This window comes from Cupriavidus cauae (genome assembly GCF_026210475.1).
Taxonomy (GTDB): Bacteria; Pseudomonadota; Gammaproteobacteria; order Burkholderiales; family Burkholderiaceae; genus Cupriavidus; species Cupriavidus cauae.
Genome location: NZ_CP080293.1, coordinates 2,915,429 through 2,926,827, shown reverse-complemented (window position 1 = coordinate 2,926,827; position 11,399 = coordinate 2,915,429). Strand labels below are relative to the sequence as shown.

The following is an 11,399-nucleotide window of genomic DNA, read 5'->3' as shown; positions in this document are numbered from 1 at the left end:
GAGCGGCCGCCTGGACGGCCGGTCAGGCGGGCGCGCTTTGGAGCGAGATTCCCGGCCGGACCCCCGCCGTTCCACCCGTTCCGTTTCCTTGCTCGATTCCTGTTCGATTCCTTGTTCGAACCCTTCCGCCGACCGTCCAGAACGGTCCGCCAACCGTTCCGTTCGCCCTGCATATGCCCGCCTTTCGCCGTGTCGTCGCTGCCTGTTTCACCTGGGCCTGTCTTGGCGCGGCGGCGCTTCCAGCCCACGCCGAAGTGGTCGTGGTGCTCAATTCGGGTGATGCAACCGTAACCCTGATCGACCGCGACAGCCAGAAGGTGCTGGAGACCTTTCCGGTCGGCAAGGAGCCCCACCACCTGATCGCCACGCCCGACGACCGCTCGCTGATCGTCGCCAACGCGGTCGGCAACGACCTGGTCTTCCTCGATCCGGTCAGCGGGCGGGTCCAGCAGCGCGTGCCGGACATCGACGACCCGTATCACATCGGCTTCTCGCCAGACCAGAAATGGTTCGTCGTGACCGGCAACCGGCTCGACCGCGTCGACCTGTACCGCTGGGACGGGCGCGCGCTGAAGGCGGCCAGGCAGCTGCCGCTGGGCCGCACCCCCAGCCATATCGCCTTCACCGCCGACAGCCGCATCGCCTTCGTGACGCTGCAGGACTCGAACGAGGTGGCGGCGATCGACCTGCCGACGCAGACGCTGCTGTGGCGCATGGAAGCCGGCTCGGCGCCGGCCGGCATCTGGCTGACGCCGGACCAGCGCTATCTACTGGTCGGCATGACCGGCGCCGACTATGTCGCCGTGATCGACTGGCGCACCCGCGCGGTGGTCAAGCAGATCCAGACCGGCAAGGGCGCGCACAACTTCCGCGCGCTCGGCGACAAGCGCCATCTGCTGCTGACCAACCGGGTCTCGGGGACCATCAGCATCCTGGACCAGCAGACGCTGACCAAGGTCGGCGACATCACCGGCCTGCCGCCGGGGCCGGACGACATGGAGCTGGCCGCCGACGGCAAGACGCTGTGGGTGACCTTCCGCTGGGCGCGTTCGGTCGGCGTGATCGACGTGCCGAGCCGCAAGCTGGTCAAGACCATCCGCGTCGGCCGCTCGCCGCACGGCATCTATTTCCGCACGCGGGCGCCGCTGTATTGACGAGGGCGGCATGAGGCTCGGTAACGCGCATTCCCCGGCAACCCTGGCGGTTTGCCCGTCTCTGCCGCCGCTGGGAGAGGGAAGATCGGTGGGCAGAGGCCAGCGGCTGGCGCGAGTGCTGCTGGCCGCGCTGACCGCGCTGGCCGCGCTGGCTTGCGTCGCCTCGCCATCCGCCCATGCCGCTCCCGACGACTGCCGCGCCGGCACCCTGTACCTGACCTTCGACACCGGCAGCATGAGCCAGGCGCAGCTGATCGCCGACGTGCTGCGCCGCCAGCGCGTGCGCGCGACCTTCTTCCTCGCCAACGAGCCGACCGTGCGCGGCGACCATTCGCTTGACGCGGGCTGGGCGCCGTACTGGAAGGCGCTGGCCGCCGACGGCCATGCGTTCGGCTCGCATACCTTCGATCACGTGTACCTGCGCAGCACGCGCGGCGGCAAGGTAGTGATGCGGCCGCAGTTCGGCCCCAGGGCCGGCCAGGACATCGCGATGGACCAGGCCGCCTTCTGCGCCGAGCTGGACCGCAGCGCCGCGGCGCTGCGGCGGCTGGCCGGCGTCGGCATGGAGCCGCTGTGGCGTGCGCCGGGCGGCCGCACCGCGCCGCAGACGCTGGCCTGGGCGCGCCAATGCGGCTATCGCCATGTCGGCTGGGCGCAGGCGGGCTTTCTCGGCGACGAACTCGACTCCGACCGCTATCCGAACACGGCGCTGCTGAACCGGGCGCTGCGCGACCTGCGCGACGGCGATATCGCGATGGCGCATCTGGGCATCTGGTCGCGCCGCGATCCGTGGGCGCCGGCCGTGCTGGAGCCGCTGATCGAGGGGCTGCGCCGCAAGGGCTTCTGCTTCGCCACGCTGCGCGAGCATCCGGACTACCGCCAGGCCAGGCCGGCCGGCGCCAGGGGAGGGCCCAACTGATGCTGCAGACATTGGACGCCTGGCTCGGCGATCTCGAGGGCGCGCTGTTCCAGCACGTGGTGCTGCCGGTGGTCTACGCGCTCGGCCTCGGCGGCTATGCCGAGGACGCCTTCACCGGCACCGAATGGTTGGTGGTCGGGTTGCTTCAGCTCACGGTGATGGTGGCGCTGCTGTGGCCGCTGGAGCGGCTGCGTCCCGTCGAGCCGGTCACCGATCGCGCCGCGATCCGCACCGACATGCTCTACACGATGATCCACCGGCTCGGCCTGTTCCGGCTGGTGCTGTTCTTCACGCTCGATCCGGTGGTCGACGCGATCGAAGGACGCCTGCACCTGGCCGGCTGGCAGCGCGTCAATGTCGAGGACTGGTGGCCGGGGGTCACCAGCGAGCCGCTGGTCAGCTTCCTGGTCTATCTGCTGCTGTTCGATCTGCTCGGCTACTGGTATCACCGCCTGTCGCATACCGTGCGCTGGTGGTGGTGCCTGCATGCGGTCCATCACAGCCAGCGCCAGATGACGCTGTGGAGCGACAACCGCAACCACCTGCTCGACGATCTGCTGCGCAGCCTGGTGTTCGCGGTGACCGCGCTGGCGATCGGCGTCGAGCCGTCGCAGTTCCTGCTGCTGGTGGCGCTGTCGCAGCTGATGCAGAGCCTGCAGCATGCCAACGTGCGGCTGCATTTCGGCCGCATCGGCGAGCGCCTGCTGGTGTCGCCGCGCTTTCATCGCACGCACCATGCGATCGGCATCGGGCACGAGGCGCACGGACAGCCGGCGCGGCTGGGCGGCTGCAACTACGGCGTGCTGTTCCCCTGGTGGGACATGCTGTTCGGCACCGCCCGCTTCGTCGACGACTACCAGCCCACCGGCATCCGCGACCAGCTGCCGCCGCCGGCCGGACGCGGGCGCGACTACGGCGCCGGCCTGCTGCAGCAGCAGTGGTACGGCATCAAGCGCTGGTTCCGGCGGGCCTAGGCGGTGGCCGCGGCCGTCTCCCCGCGGAGATCGCCGCCACGGAGATCGCCGCCACGGAGGTCGCTGCACGGACGTCGTCTGCGCGGACGATGCCGCTCCGACACGATGCGTTGCCGGCACGTGTGCTAGTCTGTCCCACCTGAATCGGCCCCGATGGCGAGCCGTTGCCGCGCCGCCGCGCGCGGCGCGCGCCGCCCGACGTGGACAGCTGACCGGGGCGTCCGATCTGATCGACCGACCCGGTCGGCGGACCCGCAGCCGCTCCGTCTCCACCTTCGCATTACGCATGAACGACCTCGTCCGCTCCTTCGTCCGCGCGCTGATCAGCCAGCTGCATCCACGCATGCTGGCGCTGACCGTGATTCCCTTCGTGCTGGCCACCGTGTTCTGGGGCGGCCTGCTGTATTTCACCTGGGATCCGGTGATGACCGCCGCGCGCGGCTTCCTCGAAACCTCGATCTTCACCAGCTGGATCTACGGCGCGCTCGACTGGTTCGGCCTGTCGTCGCTGCGCGCGGTGGTGGCGCCGCTGTTCGTGGTCGCGCTGACGATTCCGCTGGCGGTGGCCTCGCTGCTGCTGTTCATCGGCCTGTGGTCGGTGCCCGCGGCGGTGCGTTTCCTCGAGCGCAGCTATCCGGAACTGGCCAAGAGCAAGGGCGGCAGCGTGCTGGGCAGCGTCTGGCATTCGCTGTCGAGCACCGGCGTGTTCCTGCTGCTGGTGCTGATCTCGCTGCCGCTGTGGCTGGTGCCGCCGTTCTTCGCGCTGGTCCCGCCGCTGCTGTGGGGCTGGCTGACCTATCGCGTGATGACCTACGACGCGCTGGCCGACCATGCCAGCGCCGACGAGCGCAAGGCCATCATGCGGCGCCACCGGATGCCGCTGCTGATCATCGGCGTGGTGGTCGGCCTGCTGGGCTCGGCGCCGACGCTGCTGTGGGTGTCCTCGGCGGCGATCATCTTCCTGTTTCCGTTCGTGCTGGCCGGCGCGCTGTGGCTCTACGCGCTGATCTTCATCTTCTCGGCGCTGTGGTTCGGCCACTACTGCCTGCACGCGCTCGGGCAGCTGCGCGCCGAGCGGCAATCGGTGGCGCCGCCGCCGGCCGGGCCGGACGTCATTGAACTGGCGCCGTCTGACGTGCGCCGCATCGAATCATCCTGAAAAGAGGGGCATCATGGGTTTCGGCCTGATCGTGATCGGCGACGAGATTCTGTCGGGACGACGCGAGGACAAGCACATGCGGCGCGCGATCGCGCTGCTGGCCGAGCGCGGACTGGCGCTGCAATGGGCCGAGTATGTCGGCGACGAGCGCGAGCGCATCACCGCGACGCTGCGCCGCACGCTGGCGGGCCCGGACGTGGTGTTCTGCACCGGCGGCATCGGCGCCACGCCGGACGACCATACGCGCCAGTGCGCGGCGGCGGCGCTGGGCGTGCCGCTGGAGCTGCATCCCGAGGCGAGGGAGCTGATCGCGCAGCGCATCGCCGAGACGGCGGGCGGCGATCCGGTCAAGGCCGATCTGTCGCTGCCGGAGAACCAGCATCGCTTCAAGATGGGCGAGTTTCCGCGCGGCGCCCGCATCATCCCCAACAGCTACAACCGGATCCCGGGCTTCTCGATCGGCGACCACCATTTCATGCCGGGCTTCCCGGTAATGGCGTGGCCGATGATGGAGTGGGTGCTGGACAACCAGTATTCGCACCTGTTCCACCAGGTGCAGCACGTCGAGCGCGCCTTCCTGGTGTTCGAGGCGCCGGAGTCGACGCTGACGCCGCTGATGGAGCAGGTCGAGACCGCCTTCCCGGGCGTGCGCGTGTTCAGCCTGCCGTCGGTCGGCGACGCCCAGCGCGGCGAGCTGTACGCGCGGCGGCATATCGACCTGGGCGTCAAGGGTGCCCCAGCCTTGGTGGAGGCCGCCTACGCGATGCTGCGCGACGGCGTGCGGGCGATGGGATTCGAGGTGGTGGAGAACGCGGGAGCGGGCGTCAGCGCGGGGTGAGATGGCATTGCGCCACTGCGCTGCAAGATGCGGTGGGTTTGCTCCCCTCTCCCGCGTGCGGCAGAGGGGACTCACTGGCCAAGAGTCTGCGCCTTCAGTGCGCCTTCAGTGCGACCTCAGGCCCCGTGCCACGGCAGCCCGCGCACGCACCAGCCCTCGACCGTCTTGCGGTGGTGGTGCTCGTCGCGCGGGCCTTCGAAGCCTTCCAGCACATCGATCGCGTAACGGTAGCCGGCCTCGGTGGCGACGCGAGCGGCGTGCTTGGAGCGCGCCGCGCTGCGGCACAGGAACAGCACCGGCGCGTCCTGCGGCACCTTCGCCTTCAGTTCCTCGACGAAGCGCGGATTCTGCGCGCCGCCGGGATAGCCCGACCATTCCACATGCAGCGACTGGCGCTCCGGCACGTCCGGGCCGCCGACCCAGTCCAGCTCGGCCTGGGTGCGCACGTCGACCAGCACCGCGTTCGGGTCGACCATCAGCAGATCGTAGGCTTGCTGCGGCGTCAGCGCGCCGTAGTAGGGCAGTTGGTCCTGTTGTTGCCGCGCGTTGGCGGCCTGCAGAAGCGCGTCTCGGGTGGTCATTGCAAGGGACGGTTTGGATCGATGGAAGACGTGACGCCGATCGCGGCCACGCCTGCTGCAAAGATCGTTATTCTACTCCGCCGGGCGCGGGGGCCGCGGTGCAACCGCAGTGGCAGGCCGGCGAGCCGGCTCGAAAACCGGCGCTGGCGCCAGCATGGTGCTGATGGCACCATGTCGGTGCATTCGAACGCGGCGATGCACCGGGTTGGGGTTTGCGGCCGGTGCCGATGCCGCTGGCACCCGCGCCTTCGAGCCGCCGTCGCGGCGCGTGCGGCATCCGTCGGAGCCTTGCGCCAACGCGGTGCAACGGCGCCTTTCCGCGCCGATGCACAGATTGCGGGAACGGGCGGGCTGCTGCGCGGCGCCGGCGTCACCGTCGCGCCAAATCCGTGCGGACGTTGGCATGCTTTCTGCTAACATGCTTCGTCCTTTTGATGGCCGGTCGCCGCCGGCAGGCGGCAGCGATGCGCCCCCGGCGGCCGGCACGTGAATGGCTCCAACTGAACTCAGCCGAATTACCAGGAGATAGGCATGGCGCAGAGCGTTGCAGATGTGATGAAGCTGGTGAAGGAAAACGACGTCAAGTTCGTCGACTTCCGTTTCACCGACACCAAGGGCAAGGAGCAGCACGTGTCCGTGCCGACCTCGCACTTCGGTGACGACAAGTTCGAGAGCGGCCATGCTTTCGACGGCTCGTCCATCGCCGGCTGGAAGGGTATCGAGGCATCGGACATGCTGCTGATGCCGGATCCGAACACCGCCCATATCGACCCGTTCTACGAAGAGCCGACGCTGGTGCTGACCTGCGACGTGGTCGAGCCGTCCGACGGCAAGGGCTACGACCGCGACCCGCGTTCGATCGCCAAGCGCGCCGAAGCCTATCTGAAGAGCACCGGCCTGGGCGACACTGCCTACTTCGGTCCCGAGCCCGAGTTCTTCATCTTCGACGGCGTGACCTGGAACATCGACATGCAGGGCTGCTTCGTCAAGATCCATTCGGAAGAAGCGCCGTGGTCGTCGGGCCGCGAGTTCGAGCACGGCAACAGCGGTCACCGTCCGGGCAAGAAGGGCGGCTACTTCCCGGTCGCCCCGATCGACACCTTCCAGGACATGCGTTCGGAAATGTGTCTGATCCTCGAATCGCTGGGCATCCCCGTCGAAGTCCACCACCACGAAGTGGCCGGCCAGGGCCAGAACGAGATCGGCACCAAGTTCAGCACGCTGGTGCAGCGCGCCGACTGGACGCAGCTGCAGAAGTACGTGATCCAGAACGTCGCCCACACCTACGGCAAGACCGCGACCTTCATGCCGAAGCCGGTGGTCGGCGACAACGGCTCGGGCATGCACGTGCACCAGTCGATCTGGAAGGACGGCCAGAACCTGTTCGCGGGTAACGGCTACGCCGGCCTGTCGGAGTTCGCGCTGTACTACATCGGCGGCATCATCAAGCACGCCCGTGCGCTGAACGCGATCACCAACCCGGGTACCAACTCGTACAAGCGTCTGGTGCCGGGCTTCGAAGCCCCGGTCAAGCTGGCCTACTCGGCCCGCAACCGCTCGGCCTCGATCCGCATCCCGTACGTGGCGAACCCGAAGGGCCGCCGCATCGAGACCCGCTTCCCGGATCCGCTGATGAACCCGTACCTGGGCTTCGCCGCGCTGATGATGGCCGGCCTGGACGGCGTGCAGAACAAGATCCACCCGGGCGAGGCCGCGGACAAGAACCTGTACGACCTGCCGCCGGAAGAGGATGCGAAGATCCCGACCGTGTGCTCGAGCCTGGATCAGGCCCTCGAGTACCTGGACAAGGACCGCGAGTTCCTGACCCGTGGCGGCGTGTTCAGCAACACGATGATCGACGCCTACATCGAACTGAAGATGGAGGAAGTGACCCGCTTCCGCATGACCACCCATCCGCTCGAGTTCGAGATGTACTACTCGCTGTAAGCAGGCGCTGTCAGCACCCGCTGCAAGTACACCGTGCTTGTTGCACCAGGAAGGGGCGGCCTCGGCTGTCCCTTTTTGTTTGGCTCGCTAGAATTGGGCTTCCTCCGACCTCGATCCCTGCCGATGCGACGCCCGTCCATGACCGCGACCCTGTCTTCGTCCCGCCCGCCGCACCGCCCCGGTGCCGAACCGGCGCCGCCACCCCGGACCGGTGCATCGGCCGCCCTGTTGCTGGGCATCGCGGCGGGTGTGGCGGCGGCGTTCGGCGCGCTGGGCACGGCGCCCGCAGCGGCACAGTCCTCGGCGCAGTCCGCGTCGAACGGCTCGGAGATCTACGTCTGCAGCGGCCCGAAGGGCGTGCCCGAATACCGCAACGGCAATGGCGGCAAGGGCTGCAAGCGGCTGGACCTGCCCGACGTGCTGACCGTGCCGGTGACCCGGCAGGCGGCGCGGGGCGGTGGCGGCGGCGGTGTCAATCCGGCGCCGATCGATGGCGCCACCGCGGCGAACTTCCCGCGCATCGACGCGGCCACGCAGCGCCGCCGCGACGGCGAACGCCGCGCCGTGCTGGAAGAGGAGCTGCGCAGCGAGCAGGCCAAGCTGGCCACGCTGCGCGCGCAATTCAACGAGGGCCAGCCGGAGCGGCAGGGCGACGAACGCAACTACCAGCGCTATCTGGACCGCACCGCCGCGCTGCGCGAGGACATCGCCCGCAGCGAGGCCAATGCGGCCGCGCTGCGGCGCGAGCTGGCCAACCTGAAGGATTGAGGATCGATCGATGCGCCGCCTGATTCGCAGCGTTTCACGCAAGGTCGGCGGCGCCGACCGCGCGCCGGCCGACGAGGACAGCGCGTCCCCGACGTCGCCGGCGCTGGCCGCGCTCGCCGCGGGGCTCGACATGATGCCGAACCCCGTGCTGCTGGTCGCGCAGCCCGGCATGCGCATCGTCTACGCCAACCCGGCCGCCGAGGCCAGCTTCGGCCTCTCGCGCAAGTCGATGCTGGAGCTGTCGCTGTCGGCGCTGTTCGGCCGCGCCGACGAGCTCGACGCGATGATCGATTCGGTGCTGGCGCGCCAGGTCGATGCGCGGCGCCAGGACGTGGTCCTGCAACCGCCGCTGCGCGAGCCGATGCACGCGCATGTGGTGATCGGCGGCATCGACGCGAGCCCCGGCACCGCGCTGGTCGAGGTACTGCCCAACGAGCAGAAGGTCCGCAGCGAAAGGGAGGAACGCATCCTCGACCTGACCTCGGCCAACAAGGAGCTGATCCGCAATCTGGCCCACGAGATCAAGAATCCGCTGGGCGGCATCCGCGGCGCGGCGCAGCTGCTCGAATTCGAATTGCCCGAACGCAGCCTGCGCGAATACACCCAGGTCATCATCAAGGAATCGGATCGCCTGCAGACGCTGGTCGACCGCCTGCTCGAGCCGCACCGGCATCCGCATATCGTGCGCGAGCTCAATATCCACGAGGTGCTCGAGCGCGTGCGCTCGGTGGTGCTGGCCGAATTCCCCAACGGCCTCGAGATCGTGCGCGACTACGACGCGAGCCTGCCCGAGCTGTCCGGCGATATCGAGCAGCTGATCCAGGCGGTGCTCAACATCGTCCATAACGCGGCGCAGGCGCTGGCCGAGCGCATCGCGCGCGGCGATGCGCAGATCGTGCTGCGCACGCGGGTCGCGCGGCAGGTCACGATCGCCAAGCGGCTGTACAAGCTGGCATTGGACTTGCATGTGATCGACAACGGTCCGGGCATTCCCGAGGATATTCGCGAACGCATCTTCTACCCGCTGGTATCGGGCAGGGATGGCGGCAGTGGGCTCGGTCTGACACTGGCGCAGACCTTCGTGCAGCAGCACGAGGGTCTGATCGAATGCGAGAGCCGGCCCGGCTGTACCGATTTCCGCATCCTGCTGCCGCTGCGCTGAACGACCCGGGACGGCCCCGGACGGGCTTGAGGGCTTGAGGGCCTGAGGGCTTGAGGGCTTGAGGCCTTGAGGGCTTAAGGGCTTAAGGGCTTAAGGACTCGAGGGCTTGAGGGGGCTTGAGGGCTTGCGGCCTTACGGCCCATGGCCCCCACGCCGGGTGGACAGCGCAGCGAAGGCGGACCTCCGAAACACCGAGCAGACAAGCGACGCACATGAAGCCGATCTGGATAGTCGACGACGATCAATCTATTCGCTGGGTCCTGGAAAAGGCCCTGGCCCGGGAGAGCCTGCTGTCCCGCAGCTTTACCAACGTGCGCGACGTCCTGTCGGCGCTCGAGGACGACGAGCCCCAGGTCCTGATCTCGGACATCCGCATGCCCGGCGGTTCGGGCCTCGATCTGCTGCAGGCGATCAAGGGCCGCCATCCGGGGCTGCCGGTGATCGTGATGACCGCCTACTCCGATCTGGACAGTGCGGTGGCGGCCTTCCAGGGCGGCGCCTTCGAATACCTGGCCAAGCCCTTCGACGTCGACAAGGCCGTCGAACTGATCCGCCGCGCGCTGGAGGAAAGCCTGCGCGAGGAGGAGATGGACGACCGCCTGCTCGACGCGCCCGAAATCCTAGGCCAGGCGCCGGCAATGCAGGACGTGTTCCGCGCGATCGGCCGGCTGTCGCAGTCGAACGTGACGGTGCTGATCACCGGCGAGTCCGGCACCGGCAAGGAGCTGGTCGCGCGCGCGCTGCACAAGCACAGCCCGCGCGCCAACGGCCCCTTCATCGCGCTCAATACCGCGGCGATTCCGAAGGACCTGCTCGAGTCCGAACTGTTCGGCCACGAGCGGGGCGCCTTCACCGGCGCGCAGACCATGCGCCGCGGCCGCTTCGAGCAGGCCGAGGGCGGCACGCTGTTCCTCGACGAAATCGGCGACATGCCGTTCGACCTGCAGACGCGGCTGCTGCGCGTGCTGTCGGACGGCAACTTCTATCGCGTCGGCGGCCACAACCCGCTGCGCGCCAATGTGCGCGTGATCGCCGCCACCCACCAGAACCTCGAAACGCGCGTCAAGGAAGGGCTGTTCCGCGAGGACCTGTTCCACCGCCTGAACGTGATCCGGCTGCGGCTGCCGCCGCTGCGTGAACGGCCCGAGGACATCACGCTGCTGGCGCGGCATTTCCTGCAGAAGAGCGCCAAGGAACTGGGCGTGGAGCCGAAGCGCATGTCCGACGAGGCGCTGGCCTATGTCAGCACGCTGCCGTTCCCGGGCAACGTGCGGCAGCTGGAAAACCTGTGCAACTGGCTGACCGTGATGGCGCCCGCGCAGACCATCGAGGTCAAGGACCTGCCGCGCGAGATGATCGGCGGCGCGCCGGAAGGGCAGGCCGGCATGGCGAACTATGGCGTCGCGCGCGTCGCCGAGCCCGGCGGCGATGCGGCCGATGCGGGCGCCATGGTTGGCGCTTCGGCTGGCGGCATGGCCGGTGGCATGGCCGCCGCGGGGCCGGGCGGGTTTGCCGCCGACGGCGCGGCCACGCTACCAAACGATGCGGAAGCGCCGGGCTACGGCGGCCGCATGGCGCCGACGGGGGCGTTTGGTACCGCGGGCACCCCCGGCATGGCGGGCTTGGCGGGCTCGGCCTCGGCCGCCGCGCCCGCGCCCGGCTGGGAAACCCTGCTGGCGGGCGAGGCCCGCGCGATGCTGGAGGCGGGCCAGCCCGAAGTGATGGACGCGCTCACGCGCCGCTTCGAGAAGGCGGTGCTGGAGGCCGCGCTGGGCGTCACCCGCGGCCGCCGCGTCGAGGCCGCGACCCGGCTCGGCATCGGCCGCAACACCATCACGCGCAAGCTGCAGGAACTGGGCTTCGATTGAGCGGCGCGAGCGATCGCGCAATACAAAAC

Annotated in this window: 10 protein-coding genes; 9 read left to right on the top strand and 1 reads right to left on the bottom strand. The window is 68.9% G+C overall.

The annotated features are described in order from the left end of the window. Positions 1-173 precede the first annotated feature (173 nt). The 5 genes from KZ686_RS13085 to KZ686_RS13065 all read left to right on the top strand — a co-directional run bounded on the left by KZ686_RS13085 (position 174) and on the right by KZ686_RS13065 (position 5,044). Positions 174-1,154 carry a YVTN family beta-propeller repeat protein gene (locus KZ686_RS13085; RefSeq protein WP_149319146.1) on the top strand — a complete coding sequence of 327 codons (981 nt, stop codon included), beginning with the start codon at positions 174-176 and terminating at the stop codon, positions 1,152-1,154. Between the two features lie 88 nt (positions 1,155-1,242). Continuing rightward, the gene (locus tag KZ686_RS13080) at positions 1,243-2,073 is read left to right on the top strand and encodes a polysaccharide deacetylase family protein (RefSeq protein ID WP_407648489.1); all 831 of its coding nucleotides are present in this window, start codon (positions 1,243-1,245) and stop codon (positions 2,071-2,073) included. Next, a complete protein-coding gene (locus KZ686_RS13075; protein ID WP_265632596.1) occupies positions 2,073-3,047 on the top strand; it encodes a sterol desaturase family protein in 975 nt (324 codons plus the stop codon). Before KZ686_RS13080 ends, KZ686_RS13075 begins: the two co-directional genes overlap by 1 nt. A 286-nt stretch (positions 3,048-3,333) precedes the next feature. Then, positions 3,334-4,206, top strand: coding sequence for an EI24 domain-containing protein (locus KZ686_RS13070; RefSeq protein WP_006579613.1), 873 nt, complete (start codon positions 3,334-3,336; stop codon positions 4,204-4,206). Positions 4,207-4,219: 13 nt separating this feature from the next. Next, entirely contained in the window at positions 4,220-5,044 is an 825-nt protein-coding gene (locus KZ686_RS13065) for a competence/damage-inducible protein A (protein ID WP_265632594.1), read from the top strand. A gap of 116 nt (positions 5,045-5,160) precedes the next feature. Here the strand turns inward: KZ686_RS13065 and KZ686_RS13060 are convergent, their stop codons facing one another. Beyond that, positions 5,161-5,625, bottom strand: coding sequence for a rhodanese-like domain-containing protein (locus KZ686_RS13060; protein ID WP_265632593.1), 465 nt, complete (start codon positions 5,623-5,625; stop codon positions 5,161-5,163). 531 nt (positions 5,626-6,156) lie between these two features. Between KZ686_RS13060 and KZ686_RS13055 the strand changes: the two genes are divergently transcribed. The 4 genes from KZ686_RS13055 (at position 6,157) to ntrC (ending at position 11,370) form a co-directional block, all read left to right on the top strand. Further along, positions 6,157-7,572, top strand: a complete 1,416-nt coding sequence (locus tag KZ686_RS13055) for a 3-hydroxylaminophenol mutase (RefSeq protein WP_149319140.1) — start codon at positions 6,157-6,159, stop codon at positions 7,570-7,572. A gap of 138 nt (positions 7,573-7,710) precedes the next feature. Further along, positions 7,711-8,340: a DUF4124 domain-containing protein gene (locus KZ686_RS13050; protein ID WP_265632592.1), complete on the top strand. Its 630-nt coding sequence runs from the start codon at positions 7,711-7,713 to the stop codon at positions 8,338-8,340. 10 nt (positions 8,341-8,350) lie between these two features. Then, positions 8,351-9,502 carry a nitrogen regulation protein NR(II) gene (gene glnL, locus KZ686_RS13045; RefSeq protein WP_226108672.1) on the top strand — a complete coding sequence of 384 codons (1,152 nt, stop codon included), beginning with the start codon at positions 8,351-8,353 and terminating at the stop codon, positions 9,500-9,502. 212 nt (positions 9,503-9,714) lie between these two features. Beyond that, the gene (gene ntrC, locus KZ686_RS13040; RefSeq protein WP_265632591.1) at positions 9,715-11,370 is read left to right on the top strand and encodes a nitrogen regulation protein NR(I); all 1,656 of its coding nucleotides are present in this window, start codon (positions 9,715-9,717) and stop codon (positions 11,368-11,370) included. Positions 11,371-11,399: the final 29 nt, after the last annotated feature.

What these genes read in the sequence shown, in the direction of transcription:
- KZ686_RS13085 (WP_149319146.1), top strand. Translation starts at nt 174, where the DNA reads ATGCCCGCCTTTCGCCGTGTCGTCGCTGCCTGTTTCACCTGGGCCTGT.
- KZ686_RS13075 (WP_265632596.1), top strand. Translation starts at nt 2,073, where the DNA reads ATGCTGCAGACATTGGACGCCTGGCTCGGCGATCTCGAGGGCGCGCTG.
- KZ686_RS13070 (WP_006579613.1), top strand. Translation starts at nt 3,334, where the DNA reads ATGAACGACCTCGTCCGCTCCTTCGTCCGCGCGCTGATCAGCCAGCTG.
- KZ686_RS13065 (WP_265632594.1), top strand. Translation starts at nt 4,220, where the DNA reads ATGGGTTTCGGCCTGATCGTGATCGGCGACGAGATTCTGTCGGGACGA.
- KZ686_RS13060 (WP_265632593.1), bottom strand. Translation starts at nt 5,625, where the DNA reads ATGACCACCCGAGACGCGCTTCTGCAGGCCGCCAACGCGCGGCAACAA.
- KZ686_RS13055 (WP_149319140.1), top strand. Translation starts at nt 6,157, where the DNA reads ATGGCGCAGAGCGTTGCAGATGTGATGAAGCTGGTGAAGGAAAACGAC.
- KZ686_RS13050 (WP_265632592.1), top strand. Translation starts at nt 7,711, where the DNA reads ATGACCGCGACCCTGTCTTCGTCCCGCCCGCCGCACCGCCCCGGTGCC.
- glnL (WP_226108672.1), top strand. Translation starts at nt 8,351, where the DNA reads ATGCGCCGCCTGATTCGCAGCGTTTCACGCAAGGTCGGCGGCGCCGAC.
- ntrC (WP_265632591.1), top strand. Translation starts at nt 9,715, where the DNA reads ATGAAGCCGATCTGGATAGTCGACGACGATCAATCTATTCGCTGGGTC.